Below are 17,056 nucleotides of genomic sequence, written 5' to 3'. Positions count from 1 at the left end.
CGATCTATGAGAACTCAATCCGAGCCACCCCGGGCACGTGATGCCCGAGTCGCTGTTTCATCAGAAACTATGCTGCATCCGCAGACCCACACTCACATCCTGGAAGCTGATGAACTCGAAGCTTTCCAGGCGCTGGTACTCGATATAAGCCGAGATGCCGTGAATGAATTGCGCCGAGAATCCCGCCGCGAGGCGCCAGTAGGATTCGTCCGGGTTGTCGGTTTCCACCAGGATGGGAGGCGCGCTGTTGGCATTCGGGTCTGCCGCGAAACGCACGCCGAACACGTCGGCGTCGTTCTTGAATTCGCGCACATAGTCGACTCGCACATGAGGCAGCAACACTCCCCAACTCAAGTTCCACGCATACGTCGCGCGCAAGCCGATGTTGCCAGTGAATGATTGGAACGACTGTTCGTCGTAGATGAGATTCAAGCCGCCAGCGCCGCGCTCGGTGAAGCTGTCGATAGTGGCATCGATATAGAAGAGCCCGATGTTGGGCGACAAGGTGAGTCCGCCCACCAGGAAGTCATAACCACCGGAAAGACCGGCGCTGTAAGTCATGCCGTCGGTATCGCCGTGTGCATCCACGTCCACCAGGCCCGTACCGTCGACATAAGAGATGTTGCGCACCGCCCCGTAGCTGGCGTTGGCCACATTGACGATGCCGTCGAGATAGAAGTTGCGGGCCGCATAAGCGGAGCCATACAGCGACAAGGCCCACGTATCCGTGTCGAGGCTGCCTTCCCCGCTCGGGCTGAAGTCGATGCTGGCCTGGCCATAGGCCAGCGACAGGCCAGCCACCAGCTTGTCACTGAATCGATAGTCCAGGCCGCCGACCAACGACCATTGATCGGCATCGAACGCCGGGCTGCTGTCGCTGCGGTCCTTGTCGCCGAAGCTGTAATTGCCTCTGGCCCACATGCCCCATTTGTCGCTCAGCAAGCCGGGCTCGTCGGCGCTCGCGCCACCGCCAAGCAGGCCCTTCACCATGTTCTGCAGTTGGGCCAGCGGAATCGACTTGCCATCGACGATGATGTTCAGGCCCGCCAGGCTCAGACCTTTGGCACCACCACGCAGCGCCATCAAACGATCCATCACGCTGGCGTACTGCGTGTTCGCGAACAGCAGCGTCTGGGTGCGCGCGACAGCGAAGTCCTCGGCGATCATCTCCTCGAGCGCGGCGACCTGGTTGGCGGCGGTGTTGTTGGTCTGCAGGCCGTTGCATCGAGCCAGCAGATCCTGCTGGTCCGACGTGAGCGCCGGGCCTTCACCGTTGGACAGATCGCGAAGCTGGCCGCAAACGCGGTCCAGTGCCTGGGCGATGCGGCGCTGATTCGGCGTCAGATTGGGAATGTCGGAAAGCGTGGTGATCGCCGGCCCCTCGGACACCGTGATGAGGGCGAAGTCACTGCTTTCCCGGCCGGTGCCGTCGGTCACCACCAGTCGAATCAGGTTCTCGCCGTTCGGCAGTCGCACCGTGAGCGTGGGCGTGTTGCTGGTGCCTAGCTCGACCTCGGTCTCGTCCGCCAGGAAGCGCGACCAGCGATAGGACGCGATGGCTCCGTCCGTGGAGGTCGACAGGCTGCCGTCGAGGGTCACTTCAGCGCCGTCTTCGGCGTCTGTATCAGAAACAGTGCGATCCCCGCCGGCATTCGCGGTCAGGCCAGGCGCGGCAGCCACGGTGACCAATACCGTTGCGCTGCCGACGAGACCGCCGCCATCGGTCACTACCAGGCTGATCGTGGAGGTTCCGTCGGGCAGGGTCAGCGTGGGATTGGCCACGGTCGACACCGGGCTGTCCGAATTATCGATATACCATTCGTAGGTGCCGATATCGTTTTCCGGGTCCACCACGGTCGCGCTGAACGGGACGCTCTCGCCGGGCGCGAGGTCGGAGTCGTCCACGGTGCGATCGCCGCCGACGATGCTCACCTCGGGCGGCGAATTGGGGTCGCCACACGCCGCCACTTGCGCGGGGTCGTCGACATCCACTGTCGGACCTTGCACGTTCGCGATGGGGATGCCGGGAGCGCCGGTGTCGAAGGTCTCGCCGAGCAGATTGCTCGCGCTCAGCTGCACGCTCAGCGTGTCGTTGGTCGAGAACGTATAGTCCCCGTTGAAGACCCGCAGGCACACCGCGCCAGTCGCTCCGACAGGGGCGTACGGCTCGATGGTCAATTCGCTGGGAATTTGCCCATTGAGCAGCACGGTCGCCTCGTTGACGGTGATGGAGGCCGAGCCGGTGAGCACGCCCAGCACGCGCAGGTTCACCACGACGGCTTCATCGATATCGGGAATGGGCACGGCGAGGGTGCCGCTGATGTTCGGCGGCACCGCGAGCGCGAGCGGAGCCATCGCCAGCAGGGCCGCGCCGCCGGCCCATTTCACCAACTGTCGTCCGGCTCGTAGCAGCGCCGTCACCTTCATCGCCCTCTCCTGACTGGATGTTTCGTATTGATGTTCGTATGGGTCGTGGTCCAGCGAGTCCCGCCGCCCCCGGCGTATTTATCAGCCAGGGTCGCGCGGGGACAATGGCCCTTAAGCTCACCGAGCGCTCGTCCCCCGGGCCGCCTTCCCCTCGCAGCCGGACGCACTGTGCCGCCGAAGATTGACTTCTATTGTGACGCACGTCGCAATCGGGTGCCATGAACCTCAGCATTGCCCTTAATGCCGTGCTCGCCGCGAGCGTCGTCCTCGGCGGCTGCGCCTCTCCCGGAAAGCAGCTCGAGCGGCGAGCCCGAGCGGCGGGTCTCGAAATCATTCAGGTCACGGCCGGCGAGTTTCCCAGCCTGGTTTATCTGAAGCGTGGCGTGAGCTCGTCTCATGCGGACGCGCCACTGACCGTTTTTCTGGAGAGCGATGGACTGCCCTGGCGCGACGGCCGGCAGCCGAGCGCAGACCCCACCACCCGGCAACCGCTGGCGCTGGAACTGTTGATTCGTTCGCCCGCGCCGGCAGCATACATAACGCGCCCGTGCTATCACGGACTTCGTTCGGACAAGTGCAGCGTCGACTACTGGACGGGCGCCCGCTATTCCGCCGAGGTCGTGGAAAGCATGGTCGCGACGGTGCGCGAGGCGCAACGCACTTCAGGCGCGTCGCGCGTGGCTTTCGTGGGTTACAGTGGTGGTGGCGCGCTCGCGGTGCTGATAGCTGAACGGATCGAGAACACCGCCTCGGTGATGACCATCGCTGCCAATCTGGATACCCAGGCATGGACGGAACATCACGGGTATCTGCCCCTGTCGGGCTCGCTCAATCCGGCGATGAGCGATCTGGCGCACCCGTGGCCGGAGCTACATTTGCAGGGCGCGAACGATGCCGTCGTGCCAGCAACGACAACCGCAAGTTACTTCGTGCGCCATCCTGGAGCGCAGCAGCGCACCCTCGAGGGCTTCGATCACGTGTGCTGCTGGGTCCGAGATTGGCCCCGATTCGCCGCCATGATCAGCGCGATGAATAGTGCGCACGCGCCTTGAGCGCCGTATCGGAGAAATCCGAGAATACGCCGTCGACGCCCAGTTCATAGAACCGGCGGTACTCATTGAGCGGGTCGTTGTCGTATTCGGCCGCTAGCGTGGCCGGCTCGTTCCGGAATGTATAGGTGTGCACACGCAGACCGGCGCCGTGTGCTTGTTCTATCACCGTCGTTGTCAGCAAGCGCGGCTGCCCGACGTCGCGAAGAATCTGGCGTTTCCAAGGCCCGATCGCGTTCGCGTACTTCGCCACGTCGGCCAGGCTGGTGGGCCGTTCGCCGCCGCGATGATCGCCGTAAGCCGGAATATCGACGCCCACCACTCGCGTCCCGCTCTGGTCATAGATCAATGAACCCTGATCCATGAGCTGCACCAGCGGCAGCTCGGTCCTGGGCCGCAGATACTGCAGGTTGGCGCTCTCGAAGGATTGAATGAAGATGGGCGTGCCTGCCTCGTTCAAGCCACGGCGCTGCAGGGCCTCGATCAGCCGATCCTCCAGCGGCAGCGCCAGCGCCAGATGAAAGGCGGGATGTTTGGTTTCGGGATAGATGCCGATGGGCCGGCCGCGCCGGGCCGACTCCTGTTGCACCAGATCCAGGATCTCTTCGAACGTCGGCACCTCGAACTTGCCGTCGTACTCCTTGGAACGCGCGGGATTGGGCTGCACGGCGCGCAGCTGCCGGATTTCGGCGAGCGTGAAGTCGCTGGCGAAAAATCCCGTGACTTGCTTGCCGTCCAACGTCTTGGTGCTCCGGCGTGAAGCAAATTCCGGTCGCGACTTCACGTCCGTCGTGTCATCGAGCAATGGCTCGTGTCGAGCGATCAAATGACCGTCGCGAGTCGCGACCAGATCGGGCTCGATGTAGTCCGCACCGAATTCGATCGCCAACCGATAGGAGGCAAGCGTGTGCTCGGGCCGGTAGCCCGACGCGCCACGATGCGCGATGACGATGGGCGGCTTGCCATCCAGCGTGGCCCACTGGACGCCGTCCGGGGAAGATTGCGCTCGTGCCGGTCCACTCATCATCAACACCATTGCCGCCCAGACACCGAGGCTCGCAATCGTCGCCATCAATCAACGAAGAAATCCGGCTGGAATTCTTTGTTGCCGGGAGTGACCGCGTAGGGATCGAGGTCGGTCACGCCGGCGCTTGCCAGCACTTCATCGTCGATGAAGAAGTTGCCGGTGCAGCTGCGCGCATCCCGCGTCAGAATCACGTGCGCTGCATCCGCCATGATGTCCGGCTTGCGGCCGCGCTTCGGATCGGCCAGCGCAATGACGTTCAACGCCGCCGTCGCAATGACGGTGCGCGGCCACAGCGCGTTCACACCGATACCATCGCGACGAAATTCCTCCGCCATGCCGAGCACGCACATGCTCATGCCGTACTTCGCCATGGTGTAGGCCACATGCGGCGCGAACCACCGCGGCTTCATGCTCAAGGGCGGCGACAGATTGAGAATGTGCGGATTGCGACCGGCCTTGGCCGATTCCTTCAGATAGGGAATGCACGTCTGCGAGCACACGAACGTGCCGCGAACGTTGACGCCGAACATCAGGTCGAAGCGCTTCATCGGCGTTTCCAGCGTGCCGGTCAAGGAAATCGCGCTGGCGTTGTTGACCAGGATGTCGAGGCCACCGAAGTGCTCGGCACATTTCTTCACCGCCGTCGCTACTGCGTTCTCGTCACGAATATCCACCTGCATGGGCAATGCCTTGCCGCCGGCGGCTTCGATGGCTTCGGCCGCGGTGTAGATGGTGCCCGGCAGCTTGGGATTGGGCTGATCGCTCTTGGCCGCGATGGCTACGTTGGCGCCGTCCCGGGCCGCACGCACCGCAATCGCCAGGCCGATGCCGCGCGAGGCGCCCGAGATGAATAGTGTCTTGCCGCGAAGTGACATACGGAGCTCCGACGAGAGTACGACGGCATCATCATAGGCCCGATCGGCTCGTCGTTATATAGTCGGCCAGCCACCAGCCAAGGTTGAGGGGGACGCAGCATGACCCGGGACGACGGGGACGTTTGGGATCGGGTCGAGCACAAATACGCCGACTCCGGCGGCGTGAAAATCCACTATGCGGCACTGGGCCAGGGTCCGCTGGTCGTGATGATCCACGGCTTTCCGGACTTCTGGTATTCGTGGCGCAAGCAGATGCAAGTGCTGGTCGAGCACGGTTATCGCACCGTCGCCGTCGACCAGCGCGGGTACAACCTGTCCGACAAACCGAAGGGCGTGCAGAACTACGCCATGCCACTGCTGGTCGGCGACATTGCCGCCGTGGTCAAGGCAGAACAGGTTGAACGCGCCATCATCGTCGGGCACGACTGGGGCGGCTCGGTGGCATGGAACGTCGCCATGCGCCGGCCCGACATCACCGCGCTGCTGATCATCTGCAATCTGCCGCACCCGGCCGGAATCGCTCGCGAGGTCGCCACCAATCCGCAGCAAAAGAAGAACAGCGAGTATGCGTTCAAATTCCAGGAGCCCGACGCACACCAGACGATTTCAGTGGAATGCCTGGCGCAATGGGTGACCGATCCGGCGGCACGCGAACGCTATCTGCAGGCGTTCCGTCAGTCCGATTTCGAGGCCATGCTCAATTACTACAAGGCCAACTATCCCAAGCCCGACGCGCCGCCCCCGCCCACCAACTTCACCTTTCCCAAGGTGCGCGCGCCGGTGCTGATGTTTCATGGATTGAACGATGAAGCGCTGCTGCCTGGTGCGCTGAATGGCACGTGGCAATGGGTGGAGCAGGATCTCACCCTCATGACCCTCCCTGGCGCAGGCCACTTCGTGCAGCAGGACGCGGCGGACACAGTCAGCAACACCATGGTCGACTGGCTGGCCCGCCGCAAACAGTAGCCCGCGTAGTTCAGTGCCCGCGATCAGCGAATGACTTTGGACACGACGTTCGATGATGCGCTTTCACTGCCGCTGGCCGTGTAGGCGCGAATGGCGAAGTAATACGTCGCCGGCGACAGATCGTTGACGACGTAACGCGTCATGCCGGCGCTGTTCACGTCCACCATGCGCGAGAGACTGCTGGCGCTGGTGCCGTAGTAGATGCGGTATCCGGCGAGATTGGTCAATGCGGCGCCGTTGGTAAGCGTGGTCGGCGGTATCCAGCTCAACGTAGCCGAGCCATTGTTGCTGCCGGCACTGGTGACAGCGATGTTGAAGGCCGGCAAAGCCGTGCGATTGGTGCCATCGCTGGCGGCGATGGTGATGTTGGAATATGTGCCCACCTGCGAGGTGCTCGGTGTGCCGGTAAGTGCACCGTTGGTCGTGTTGAACGAAGCCCATGCCGGACGGTTGGTGATCGACCATGTGAGCGCGCGCCCCTCCGGATCCGAACCGGACGGACGGAAGCTATACGCGCTGCCGGCCGTGATCGAAGTTGCCGGGGTGCCGCTGACCACGGGCGCACGGTTGCTGCCCGAGCCACCGGTGCTGCCCTTCGGCACGATTTGCAAAGAGAACGCCGGCAAGCTCGCGGTGCCCGTCGCGCTTCTCACCGAAATGCGAATGTTCGACCAGGTGCCGGTCTTCGACGGAGTCGCGCCTTCGAGCCGGCCGGTGGTGGTCGAGAACCTCGCCCAAGCGGGCTTGTTGACGATGGAATAGCGCAGCGTCGAGGACCTCACGGCCGGATCGCGTGCGATCGGTTGAAAGCTGTACCAGGAGTTGGTGCCGAAGGTGGTCTTCGGCGTGCCGGAAATGGTGGGCGCCGCCTCTACAGCACTACTAAAAAGGGTAAGCGCGCAAACGTTCGCAATAAAAAGGGCCAGCGCACCCAGAACGGGCGCGCGCTTGATGGAAGTGCGCATGGACAATCCTCGCGGGTATGACACGGGAGCTGTATCGCTACGCATGCGATGCAGCGCTCACCCACAGCAGCGATCTGCCGTTCCGCCTGACTCGTCCATGGTCGGCCATCGCATGCATGAGGCAAGTCGATGTGCCGGAGTGTCGCCGTGGGCGCGGGCAGTTAAAGCAAAGAAATGCTCACGCGCAAAATGTCGTGACGTTCAGACATGTCTGCAAACGCGCTCACTCGCATGAAACAAGCGAGCAATAGCAAAGAAACAAACTAGCATCGGCACGCTGCGTGAAAGAAGTTCTGACAAGAACGCAGCGGGTTGTTTGGTCTACGCGCGCAGAAAGTTATATCTATTATCGAGCTTCGGCAGCGCGTGCAGCCGGTGTCGCGGAATGCAGTCGGCTCGCAACTTCTACCTGGGCATATCGGGACAGACATACGGCACCGGCGCGCTGATGTATGTCTGCACTCGGTCCTGGCCCGTGATCTGCAGGCTCAGATTGTTCTCATCGAGCATCGACAGCGTGGCCTGGATGGGAATGGCATCCTCGACCCAGCGAATGCGATCGCCATCGGCGCCCCACTTGGAGATCCGGTAGGTCTCGAAACAGGAATCCATCAGCAGCGAGCGATCCGGCAGGAAGATCAGAATCGAGCCGCGCGAGTGGCCCGGCGTGGTCGATACCCAGATTTTTCCGATGAAGCGCGGATCGGCGGGCTGTCCCAACTCCTCGTCGCCGGTAGCCGCGGTCGATGATGGTGCCGGTGTCGGCGCAGCAGTGTGCACCGGCGCTTCCGACTTGCCGCACGCGGCGCAGCCGAACAACACGACCACCGATGCCAGGAAGGAAGGTGAGAGGGAGTTACGCATGAAGTCTCTTCCGGTCGCCATCTGGCTACATGTTACTCGACCGTGACCCCAGCGACAGCGCGATCGTTACTGCGACGCCTGCACCGCCATGGCCGTGCCGCCATTCATGAAGTAGACGCCGGACATGTCGGCGCCTTGAGCGCGCATCATGCGCAGTTGCGCTTCTTGCAACTTCAACTGCGCCTCCTGCTGTCGCTCGAGCGCCTGGCGTTGCTCGACCGTCAGGTAGGACGAAATCGCGTCGAGCATGCGCTGATTGCGCTTCTTGGAGGCCTCCATCTGCTGCTCCATGGCGCGCTCATCGAACGACATATTCGTGACCAGGCGCGCCGATGTCGGCTTGGCCGCGGCAGCTTCCTGCATTTCCAGCTTCTGCACGTCGAGCAACGCCTTGAGCATGGGCTTGCTCGCCTCCTCGCTCAGCGGCAAACCTTGCGAGGCGAGGGTGCTGCGCATTTGTTTCCTGTCTTCTATGATGATGCACGTTCGGGTCTGTCGTTGGTCTGTCGTTCTGGATGCGGGTGATCAATTCGCCGCGGACTGCTCTTTGGCGATGGCCTGGCGCAGCTCGCGCAACTTGTCCTTGACGACGGCGGCGTTGGCGCTGCCCATGCGGATCAGCAGCTTCTGTCCGGAGGAACGGTTCTCCAGCTCCGGATCGACGAACTCGTAATTGACACTCGGGCGCTTGAGCTGGATCGGCCCGGTGATCTCCGGCGTGGCGAGCAGATGATCGATGACCTCGACCAGCCGATCGTTGAAATAGCCGTCCGGATAGCCTTGCGCGACGTACGCTTCCTGGAACAACGGGTAGTACTGTTTGTACAGCGTCACGAGCTGCGCGGTATCGGCGCCCTGCAGGATCTTCACCAGCCGGTCGTAACGCGCATAGTTGTCCGCACCGAGCGTGTATTGCTCGCCTTCGGCAGTGGTGATCAGCTCGCCGCCGATGGGCTTCACCGGCCACATCTGCACCGCCGTTTCCTTGCGAGGCAGGTTGTCGATGGTCACGACCGTGTGCCGGATGATGTTCTTCGGCACGAGGAACGGATCGAGCGCCTTGCCAAACACGCTGCTCAGCGACTCCTGCATGGAAGGATCGCTGTCGGTCAACGGCGGCAGCGGCTTCGGCGGCGTGGTTTCTTGCAGCGGATTGCGCACCGGCGGCTCCTCCGCCGGCGTAGTCTCAGGCTGCGTCACCGCGGGCGGCTGGCTGACCTGCTGTTGTTCGGCCTGCCGCTGCGAGCGCCCGTAATACAGCGCCGCACCGATGCCGACAGCGACCACGACGGGTATCGCGTAATACAGCCATTTCTTGGTGTCTTCTTCCATCGTGGCTCCCTCGTGCTGCAGCTCCGGCCACCGCGCCTATTCGGGCTTCTGGAACTTCAGCAGAAAGTTGTCGGCCTCGCCGATCGCCTCATATCGGGCGCGGTCCTGATCACCCAACGCCAGCGTGGGCGGCAAGGTCCACACGCCCTTGGGATGATCCTTGGTGTCCTTGGGATTGTTCAGCAAGTCGGAGCGGCCCACCAGCTTGAAACCGGCCTTCTCGGCCAGCGCGATGGTGAAATCCTCTCGCACATAACCGTTGGCCGCCTTCGGATCCTGCGGCTTGTCGGCCGGCGCGCGATGCTCTTCGACCCCCAGGATGCCGCCCGGCTTGAGCGTCTTGTAGAACGACGCGAACGCTTCTTCCGCCGTGCCCTGGCTCATCCAGTTGTGCACGTTGCGGAATGTGACCACCACGTCGGCGGAGTCGGCCGGCGCGGGTTCGAACTTGCCGCCGCCAAAGTCGCCGATCTTGACCTTGCCGTAGCGAGCCGGGTCGCTCTCGAGCTTCTTCTGCCACGTGTCGGCAGCGGCCGCGGCGCGTTCGCTGGCTGAACGCGGTGTAATCGCCGTGTAATAAGTGCCCTTTTCATTCAGGTAAGGCGCCAGGATCTCGGTCCAGTAGCCGCCGCCCGGCGCGATCTCCACCACCGTCATGTCCGGCTTCACGCCGATGAACTCCAGTACTTGCTGCGGCTTGCGGTACTTGTCGCGCGCCACGAAATTCGGCGAGCGGTGCTCGGAGGCCACGGCCTTGGCCAGGGCCTCGTCCTTGGCGAAGGCACCTGACAGCGGCAGCATGCAGGCGGCGGCAGCGGCGACGGCGAGCAACGAGGATGGACGCATAGGTGACTCCGGGGACTCTTGTACGTTTTCAGGAGGCAATTGTCGGGCGAGCGAATGTAACAGACCATTACCCCCTACACAGGTTCCCGCCGGCACGGCCGCCTCGATTACCATTGCGCGCTTTGGCCATGCACGCCAGTGCGGTAGCTACCGGAAACCGGATGTCGGCGATTCACCCGAGGACAGTTCGCAAGAGTTGCGCCACGACTGTGGCGCTGAGCCTGGCCGTGGCGTTCGGCGCCTGCGCTGCCCTCCCCGCCGGAGCTGCGTCGCCGTTGAAGCTGGAGGACTGCCGGCTTCAGAGCGAAACTGGCGGCGGCAGCGTGGCGGCCCGCTGCGGCTGGCTGACCGTGCCGGAGAATCGCGAGCAACCTTCCGGCAAGCGAATTCGGCTGCATGTGGCGGTCATTCCATCGCTGCGACTGCAAGCTGCCGGCGATCCGCTGTTCGTGCTGACTGGCGGACCGGGCCAGGCGGCCGGTGATTTCTACATCTCCATCGCTCCGGCGTTGGCGCGCATCCGCCGCGATCGCGACATCGTCGTGGTCGATCAGCGCGGCACTGGGCGATCGAACCGGCTCGATTGTGAATTCCCGGACGAGAGCGGGCTTACAGCCAGCGATCCGCGCGAGCTTCAGAAGATCACGCGTTCCTGCCTCGCCAAGCTGTCAGGCGATCCTCGCTACTACACGACCAGCGTGGCGGTGCGCGATCTCGACGAAGTGCGCGCGGCGCTCGGCTATCAAAAGTTGGATCTGTATGGCGTGTCCTATGGAACGCGAGTGGCGCAGCACTACATGCGGCGATATCCGCAGCGTGTTCGCGCAGCGATTCTCGACGGCGTCGTGCCAGCGCAGCTGGCCCTGGGACCCGACATAGCCATCGACGCTCAAGCGGCCATCGATAACGCATTCGCGCGGTGCGAATCGAGCGACGAGTGCAAGCAAGCTTTCCCGCACATCGCGGACACGTTCGCTACATTGCGCTCGCGCCTGCAAGCGCAGCCAGTCACGCTTGCCATTCCCGATCCGTTGAACGCTGAGCCCACGCAAGCGCGCCTTGGCGTCGATGAGCTGAACGCCGCGGTTCGCTTGCTCAGCTACTCCGACGAGACCATGTCCACGTTGCCGCTGCTCATCCATGAAGCACAGGCTGGCCAGCATCAAGCGCTGGCCGCGCAATACCTGATGATCAAGCGCAGTCTCAACACGCAGATCGCCAATGGCATGCACTTCGCTGTCGTGTGCAGCGAGGACGCACCACGCTGGGACGAGAGTGCGGTTTCGCACTCCGCCCTGGCCGAGACTTACATCGGCGAGAGTTTCATGACGGCCATGCGTACCATCTGCGAGCAGTGGCCGCGCGGTCCGGTCGATGAAGATTTCAGCAAGCCGCTGAACAGCGCCATTCCCACGCTGGTGCTTTCTGGCGGCAATGATCCAGTGACACCGGCGCACTATGGCGAACAGATTCTGCCGGGCCTGTCGCGAGCCAGACACCTGGTGCTGGAGGGTCAAGGGCATGGCCAGATCGCCATCGGTTGCATGCCGCGCCTGGTGGCGGAATTCATTGCCGCAGGCGACGTGGGATCGCTCGACGATGCCTGTCTGCAAAACGTGGCCCCAGCTCCCTTCCTGCTGTCACGCTCGGCGCCGGCTCCATGATCGAAGTCGAAGGATTGAAAAAGCGCTTCGGCGCGCTGCAGGCGTTGCACGATGTTTCCTTTTCGGCTCGCGACGGCCGCATCACCGGACTGCTCGGACACAATGGCGCGGGGAAGTCGACGACCTTGCGCATTCTGAGCACGGTGATCCGCGCCAACGAAGGCCGGGCAGTGATCGATGGTCATGATTGTGCGAAAGACCCGCTGGGAGTGCGCCGCTCGCTCGGCGTGCTGCCACATGCCAGCGGCCTCTACGCGCATCTCAGCGGTCGCGAGAACATCCGCTACTACGGCGAGCTGCACGGCTTGCGCGGTCCCGAGCTGGAACGAGCCATTGACGAATTGATCGAGCGCCTCGGTCTCGGTGCCGTTGCACAACGACGCGCCAAGGGCTACTCGCAAGGCGAACGACTGAAAGTCGGCCTGGCCCGTGCCCTGATTCATCGGCCGCAAACCATCATTCTCGACGAACCCACCAATGGGCTCGACGTGAACGCCGTGCGCATGCTGCGCGAGTTGATTCGAGAGTTACGCGAGTCCGGCCGCTGCGTCTTGTTTTCGAGTCACGTGATGCAGGAAGTCGCGGCCTTGTGCGATGACATTGTGATTATCTCGCACGGCCGAGTGGTCGTGCGCGGCACGCCTGCCGAGATTCTCGAGGCTACCGGCGCGCCGGATCTGGAAGAAGCCTTCGTACGCGCTGCCGAACAGGATGGAGCAGCGTGATGGGCGCTATCTGGACCGTCTTTCGCAAGGAAGTTCTCGAGAACCTGCGCGATCGCCGCGTGATTCTGTCGGCGTTCTTTTTTGGCGTGTTGCTGGCACCGGTGATCTTCGGACTGACCACCACCATGGTGTCCAAGCGCGCCGTGGAGAATCAGGACAAGCCTCTCGATCTGCCGATTGCGGGCGCGACGCACGCACCGAACCTGGTGCAGTTCCTGCGTGAGAACGGTGCCAACGTCAAGGATGTGCAGTTCACCACTGACCAGGCCATGGATGCGGTTCGCGCGGGCGAGCAGGACATGGTGCTGCTCATCGGTGAGGACTACGGCAAGGCGCTGCAATCCGGCGAGCCGGCCCCTTTGTCACTGGTGGTCGATACGTCCAACAATCGAACCGGGCCGAGTGCCGATCGCGCCAGGCACTTGCTTCAGGCATACGGACATCAGCTAGCGGTCTTGCGGTTGATGGTTCGCGGCATCAATCCGCAGATCATCGATCCGATCGGCGTACATACGTTGGACGTGGCGACCCCGGCGGGAAGATCGCTGTTGATCCTCGGCATGATGACTTACTTCTGTTTCATGTCGATGCTGGTGGGCGGCTTCTACCTTGCCATCGACACGACCGCGGGCGAACGCGAGCGCGGCTCGTTGGAACCGCTCCTGGCACTGCCGGTGCGGCGCGCGCAGTTGATCGTGGGCAAGATGCTGGCGACCGCGGCGTTCATGTCAGTCTCGTTGCTGCTGACGCTGGCGGCGTTTGGCGTGGTGCTTCAGTTCATTCCGCTCGAAGCGCTCGGCATGTCGGCCAACTTCGGGCCACGCGTGATCCTGGCGATCTTCGCGGTCATGGCGACGTTCGTGCCCATGGGCGCGGGATTGATGACGGTGGTCGCGTCGTTCACGCGAAGCAATCGAGAAGCGCAGTCGTGGCTGTCGGTCGTGATGATGTTTCCGATCGCGCCGATCATGTTCGCGGTCGTGAGCGGCACGAAGCCCAGCGCCGCGTTGATGGCGGTGCCGAGCTTGAGCCAGCATCTGCTGGCCACCAGCGTGATGCGTGGTGACACCATCCCGACATCGCACATTCTGATCTGCGCAGGCACCACTCTGGCATTGGGCGCGCTGCTGGTCGGGCTGGCGATCAAGTTGTATCAGCGCGAGGCGATTCTCGGATAAGAGCAGGCGCTGCGACGCCGCCATGCGGCAGCGTCAACAGCTTCTCGTCCTTTCCTGCTAAACCGTTCTGCTCCTATCCGAGCCGCGCTGCCCGCGAAACGAACCGCGTTGCTGCTGCTGCGGACGACCCTGCCCATGTCCGCCCGGCCGGGATGAGCGCTGGCCGTGAGCATGGCGCGGCTGTTGTTGTCCTCGAGGAGCTTGCGACGACTGCTGACCAGCGCCGCCGCCCCGACGGCGCTTGCGACGGCGACGACCTTCGCCGGACGCATTCGGTGCGCCCTGCTGAGAGTGGTTCGGATGGCTCTGCTGACCGCCATGCGGCCGGCCTTGTTGAGGCTGCGCTCGACGCTGTTCATCACGCGGCTGACGCACTTGTGACGATTGCTCGTCGCGCGACTCGCCACGAACCGGCGGTGGCGCCGGCTTGAAGTGAGGCACCGCCGCCTGCGGCACAGATCTGCGCAGCAGCTTCTCGATGTCCTTCAACAATCCCGACTCGTCCGGCGACACCAGTGACACAGCCAATCCGGTCGCGCCCGCGCGGCCGGTGCGGCCGATGCGGTGAACGTAGTCCTCGGGCACATTGGGCAGCTCGTAGTTCACGACATATGGCAGCTCTTTGATATCGAGCCCGCGCGACGCGACTTCGGTCGCGACCAGCGCGCGAATCCGATAGTTCTTGAAATCAGACAGGGCGGCAGTGCGCGCATTCTGGCTCTTGTTGCCATGAATGGCCGCGGCTTCGATGCCATCCTGCTGCAGCTGTTTGGTGAGACGATTTGCACCGTGCTTGGTGCGCGTAAACACCAACACCTGCGACCAATCGCCATCATGAATCAAGTGCGACAACAAGGCGCGCTTCTGATCCTTCGCAACCGAGTACGCGCGTTGCTCGACCGTGTCGACGGCGGCGTTGCGGCGTGCCACTTCGATCTCGACCGGATTGTGCAGCAGTCCTTGCGCCAGCTTGCGAATGTCATCCGAGTACGTGGCCGAGAACAACAGGTTCTGCCGCTGCTTGGGCAGCAGCTTGATGACACGGCGAATGTCGGCGATGAAGCCCATGTCGAGCATGCGATCGGCTTCGTCGAGCACGAAGATCTCGACACGTGACAGGTCAACGGTGTTCTGTTGAGCGTGGTCCAGCAAACGTCCCGGCGTGGCCACCAGGATGTCGGCGCCACGGCGCAGGGCATCGATCTGCGGATTGATGCTGACACCGCCGAAGATCACCAGGCTGCGATGACGAAGGTGCTTGCCGTAACTGGCAATGCTTTCGTTCACCTGAGCGGCGAGCTCGCGCGTCGGCACGAGGATCAATACACGAGGCGCCTTGGAGGGCGTCCCGTTCTGCAAGCGCTGCAGGAGCGGCAGCGTGAAGCCGGCAGTCTTGCCGGTGCCGGTCTGGGCACCCGCGAGGACGTCGCGCCCGGCGAGAATTTCGGGAATCACTCGCGCTTGCACGGGAGTGGGCGCGGCATAGCCACGATCGGCGAGGGCGCGCGTAAGTTCGGGTATCAACCCGAGGGAAGCAAAAGGCATGGAAATGAGTCCTCAACCAGCCTGCAGAAACTTGCGTTTCGGATCCAGTGAGGCGGGAGACAAGATCGAGGCGGGCCTTGCGAACAGGGCCGACAAACCGCGAGGGGTGAACGAGCCGACCGGATGGCGGCTGACGAAGACGTGCACTCTACATGGATCGCCTCGTGTTGACGAGAACAATTCTGCTGAAGTGGCGACTTGGGTCACATGTGGGTCACATGACGGAGTCGGTAATGAGGGCAGCGTGGTCGATTTTCAAGTGCGCCCGTGGCTGATGTTGATGCGCCGCTGCCCCCCACCCCGACCCCTCCCACGTACCGGGGGAGGGGCTTCAATATTTATTTTATTTCTTGCGCGCTTCGCGCTCACGCCGGGTTGGAATGAGGGAGCAGGCGGTGGGGTTTGCTGCGGAGGTCGGCCTCGCGGTAGGGCTTGGCGAGCATGTCGGCGCCTTTCTCCGGGGCGAGTAGGAAGCGGAATAGCCGGTGGCGTAGAGCACGGGCAGGTGCGGGCGGCGTTCGCGAGCGAGGCGACCGAGCTCGAAGCCGTTCATGCCGCCGGGCATGACGATGTCCGTGAACAACAAATCGATGTCCGATTCGCGATCGACGATATCCAGCGCGCGGTCGCCATTGTCGGCTTCAATCACGTTGAACTGCAGCTCCTTCAGCATCGCAGCGGTGACCGCACGCACGCCGGCGTCATCTTCCACCAGGAGAATGGTGCGATCACGGCCCGACAACGACAGATCTTCGATAGCGCCAGCGTCGGTCGCTGGCGTGGCATCGGTGCGAGGCAGGTAGATTCGCACGCTCGTCCCCTGGCTCGGCGCGCTGACGATCTTCACGTGACCGCCCGATTGTTTGACGAAGCCATACACCATGCTCAGGCCCAAACCCGTGCCGTGCCCCATGCGCTTGGTGGTGAAGAAGGGTTCTAGCGCGCGCTCCAGGACGTCCGGCGTCATGCCTGTGCCGGTATCGGTCACGCACAGCAGAACGAATTCGCCTTCCGGCACATCCGCTTCTCGCTCGTGGCGCCCCAGATTGCGTGCTTCGATGGTCAGAGTGCCGCCATCGGGCATGGCGTCGCGTGCATTGACGGCGAGATTGATCAGGGACGATTCCACTTGCGTGGCGTCGGCGAGCACGTTCCACAGTTCGTCGGGCACGCGAACCTCGATGTGAATTCGCTCGCCCAACGTTCGTCCCAGCAACTTGGTGATGTTGCGACTCACCTCGCCAAGATTCACTGGACTGGGCTGCAACGGCTGACGACGCGAAAAGCCAGCATGCGACGCGTGAGCTCGGCGCAGCTCAACGCACCGGTCAACGCCATCTGCGCACGATCGAAATTGCGGCCGGTGCCCTTCAGGGCGCGAGCCAGCGAATCCAGGTTGCCGATCACGACGGTGAGCATGTTGTTGAAGTCGTGCGCGATGCCGCCGGTCAGCTGACCCACGGCTTCCATCTTCTGCGCCTGGATCAACTGCTGTTCGACACGGCGCCGATCGGTGACATCCAGGCAGCTGCCAAAGATCTCGAACGGACGATCCTCGTGACGAATCAGCACCGCGCGATCCAAGAACCAGCG

The 17,056-nt window shown here is 63.0% G+C and carries 16 protein-coding genes; 5 read left to right on the top strand and 11 right to left on the bottom strand.

Annotated elements, in window-relative coordinates; translation table 11 throughout:
* Window positions 1-60 precede the first annotated feature (60 nt).
* Window positions 61-2,427 carry an autotransporter domain-containing protein gene (locus tag VGE08_RS03500; protein ID WP_331066466.1) on the bottom strand — a complete coding sequence of 789 codons (2,367 nt, stop codon included), beginning with the start codon at window positions 2,425-2,427 and terminating at the stop codon, window positions 61-63.
* 218 nt (window positions 2,428-2,645) lie between these two features.
* Here VGE08_RS03500 and VGE08_RS03495 point away from each other — a divergent pair, with 218 nt between their 5' ends.
* Window positions 2,646-3,479, top strand: a complete 834-nt coding sequence (locus VGE08_RS03495; protein WP_331066465.1) for a hypothetical protein — start codon at window positions 2,646-2,648, stop codon at window positions 3,477-3,479.
* On the opposite strand, the gene VGE08_RS03490 is transcribed toward VGE08_RS03495, so the two are convergent.
* Together VGE08_RS03490 and VGE08_RS03485 are read right to left on the bottom strand one after the other, a co-directional pair.
* Window positions 3,448-4,548 (bottom strand): glycerophosphodiester phosphodiesterase, encoded by a 1,101-nt coding sequence (locus VGE08_RS03490; RefSeq protein ID WP_331066464.1) that lies wholly within the window; start codon window positions 4,546-4,548, stop codon window positions 3,448-3,450. The two genes, VGE08_RS03495 and VGE08_RS03490, sit on opposite strands and share 32 nt — an antisense overlap.
* A complete protein-coding gene (locus VGE08_RS03485) occupies window positions 4,548-5,378 on the bottom strand; it encodes an NAD(P)-dependent oxidoreductase (RefSeq protein WP_331066463.1) in 831 nt (276 codons plus the stop codon). Before VGE08_RS03485 ends, VGE08_RS03490 begins: the two co-directional genes overlap by 1 nt.
* 99 nt (window positions 5,379-5,477) lie before the next feature.
* On the opposite strand from VGE08_RS03485, the gene VGE08_RS03480 reads away from it, so the two are divergent.
* On the top strand, window positions 5,478-6,344 hold the full coding sequence (locus VGE08_RS03480; protein ID WP_331066462.1) for an alpha/beta hydrolase: 867 nt from the start codon (window positions 5,478-5,480) through the stop codon (window positions 6,342-6,344).
* 23 nt (window positions 6,345-6,367) lie between these two features.
* Here VGE08_RS03480 and VGE08_RS03475 read toward each other — a convergent pair whose 3' ends face one another.
* From VGE08_RS03475 to VGE08_RS03455, 5 genes are all read right to left on the bottom strand, one after another.
* Window positions 6,368-7,309: a putative Ig domain-containing protein gene (locus tag VGE08_RS03475; protein WP_331066461.1), complete on the bottom strand. Its 942-nt coding sequence runs from the start codon at window positions 7,307-7,309 to the stop codon at window positions 6,368-6,370.
* Window positions 7,310-7,714: 405 nt separating this feature from the next.
* Entirely contained in the window at window positions 7,715-8,173 is a 459-nt protein-coding gene (locus VGE08_RS03470) for a hypothetical protein (RefSeq protein WP_331066460.1), read from the bottom strand.
* 66 nt (window positions 8,174-8,239) lie between these two features.
* On the bottom strand, window positions 8,240-8,629 hold the full coding sequence (locus VGE08_RS03465; RefSeq protein ID WP_331066459.1) for a hypothetical protein: 390 nt from the start codon (window positions 8,627-8,629) through the stop codon (window positions 8,240-8,242).
* Window positions 8,630-8,698: 69 nt separating this feature from the next.
* Window positions 8,699-9,505, bottom strand: a complete 807-nt coding sequence (locus tag VGE08_RS03460; RefSeq protein WP_331066458.1) for a DUF3014 domain-containing protein — start codon at window positions 9,503-9,505, stop codon at window positions 8,699-8,701.
* A 36-nt stretch (window positions 9,506-9,541) separates the two neighbouring features.
* Window positions 9,542-10,351, bottom strand: coding sequence for a class I SAM-dependent methyltransferase (locus VGE08_RS03455; RefSeq protein ID WP_331066457.1), 810 nt, complete (start codon window positions 10,349-10,351; stop codon window positions 9,542-9,544).
* A gap of 161 nt (window positions 10,352-10,512) precedes the next feature.
* On the opposite strand from VGE08_RS03455, the gene VGE08_RS03450 reads away from it, so the two are divergent.
* Genes VGE08_RS03450 through VGE08_RS03440 form a run of 3 tightly spaced genes read left to right on the top strand, consistent with a single transcriptional unit; the run spans window position 10,513 to window position 13,918 of the window.
* Window positions 10,513-12,015, top strand: a complete 1,503-nt coding sequence (locus VGE08_RS03450; RefSeq protein ID WP_331066456.1) for an alpha/beta hydrolase — start codon at window positions 10,513-10,515, stop codon at window positions 12,013-12,015.
* Window positions 12,012-12,740: an ATP-binding cassette domain-containing protein gene (locus tag VGE08_RS03445; protein ID WP_331066455.1), complete on the top strand. Its 729-nt coding sequence runs from the start codon at window positions 12,012-12,014 to the stop codon at window positions 12,738-12,740. Before VGE08_RS03450 ends, VGE08_RS03445 begins: the two co-directional genes overlap by 4 nt.
* Complete coding sequence (locus tag VGE08_RS03440) at window positions 12,740-13,918, top strand: ABC transporter permease (protein WP_331066454.1); 1,179 nt, start codon at window positions 12,740-12,742, stop codon at window positions 13,916-13,918. Before VGE08_RS03445 ends, VGE08_RS03440 begins: the two co-directional genes overlap by 1 nt.
* Before the next feature lie 57 nt (window positions 13,919-13,975).
* Here the strand turns inward: VGE08_RS03440 and VGE08_RS03435 are convergent, their stop codons facing one another.
* From VGE08_RS03435 to VGE08_RS03425, 3 genes are all read right to left on the bottom strand, one after another.
* Window positions 13,976-15,463: a DEAD/DEAH box helicase gene (locus VGE08_RS03435; RefSeq protein ID WP_331066453.1), complete on the bottom strand. Its 1,488-nt coding sequence runs from the start codon at window positions 15,461-15,463 to the stop codon at window positions 13,976-13,978.
* Between the two features lie 343 nt (window positions 15,464-15,806).
* Window positions 15,807-16,715, bottom strand: a complete 909-nt coding sequence (locus VGE08_RS03430) for an ATP-binding protein (RefSeq protein ID WP_331066452.1) — start codon at window positions 16,713-16,715, stop codon at window positions 15,807-15,809.
* Window positions 16,712-17,035, bottom strand: a complete 324-nt coding sequence (locus VGE08_RS03425) for a hypothetical protein (protein WP_331066451.1) — start codon at window positions 17,033-17,035, stop codon at window positions 16,712-16,714. The genes VGE08_RS03430 and VGE08_RS03425 overlap by 4 nt, the downstream gene beginning before the upstream one ends.
* Window positions 17,036-17,056: the final 21 nt, after the last annotated feature.

The organism is Steroidobacter sp., assembly GCF_036406195.1.
Taxonomy (GTDB): Bacteria; Pseudomonadota; Gammaproteobacteria; order Steroidobacterales; family Steroidobacteraceae; genus Steroidobacter.
Note: the sequence above shows the minus strand (reverse complement) of the source record. Positions and strands in the feature narration are given on the sequence as shown.

What these genes read in the sequence shown, in the direction of transcription:
- VGE08_RS03500 (WP_331066466.1), bottom strand. Translation starts at nt 2,427, where the DNA reads ATGAAGGTGACGGCGCTGCTACGAGCCGGACGACAGTTGGTGAAATGG.
- VGE08_RS03455 (WP_331066457.1), bottom strand. Translation starts at nt 10,351, where the DNA reads ATGCGTCCATCCTCGTTGCTCGCCGTCGCCGCTGCCGCCGCCTGCATG.
- VGE08_RS03485 (WP_331066463.1), bottom strand. Translation starts at nt 5,378, where the DNA reads ATGTCACTTCGCGGCAAGACACTATTCATCTCGGGCGCCTCGCGCGGC.
- VGE08_RS03490 (WP_331066464.1), bottom strand. Translation starts at nt 4,548, where the DNA reads ATGGCGACGATTGCGAGCCTCGGTGTCTGGGCGGCAATGGTGTTGATG.
- VGE08_RS03450 (WP_331066456.1), top strand. Translation starts at nt 10,513, where the DNA reads ATGTCGGCGATTCACCCGAGGACAGTTCGCAAGAGTTGCGCCACGACT.
- VGE08_RS03475 (WP_331066461.1), bottom strand. Translation starts at nt 7,309, where the DNA reads ATGCGCACTTCCATCAAGCGCGCGCCCGTTCTGGGTGCGCTGGCCCTT.
- VGE08_RS03465 (WP_331066459.1), bottom strand. Translation starts at nt 8,629, where the DNA reads ATGCGCAGCACCCTCGCCTCGCAAGGTTTGCCGCTGAGCGAGGAGGCG.
- VGE08_RS03480 (WP_331066462.1), top strand. Translation starts at nt 5,478, where the DNA reads ATGACCCGGGACGACGGGGACGTTTGGGATCGGGTCGAGCACAAATAC.
- VGE08_RS03460 (WP_331066458.1), bottom strand. Translation starts at nt 9,505, where the DNA reads ATGGAAGAAGACACCAAGAAATGGCTGTATTACGCGATACCCGTCGTG.
- VGE08_RS03495 (WP_331066465.1), top strand. Translation starts at nt 2,646, where the DNA reads ATGAACCTCAGCATTGCCCTTAATGCCGTGCTCGCCGCGAGCGTCGTC.
- VGE08_RS03440 (WP_331066454.1), top strand. Translation starts at nt 12,740, where the DNA reads ATGGGCGCTATCTGGACCGTCTTTCGCAAGGAAGTTCTCGAGAACCTG.
- VGE08_RS03470 (WP_331066460.1), bottom strand. Translation starts at nt 8,173, where the DNA reads ATGCGTAACTCCCTCTCACCTTCCTTCCTGGCATCGGTGGTCGTGTTG.
- VGE08_RS03445 (WP_331066455.1), top strand. Translation starts at nt 12,012, where the DNA reads ATGATCGAAGTCGAAGGATTGAAAAAGCGCTTCGGCGCGCTGCAGGCG.
- VGE08_RS03435 (WP_331066453.1), bottom strand. Translation starts at nt 15,463, where the DNA reads ATGCCTTTTGCTTCCCTCGGGTTGATACCCGAACTTACGCGCGCCCTC.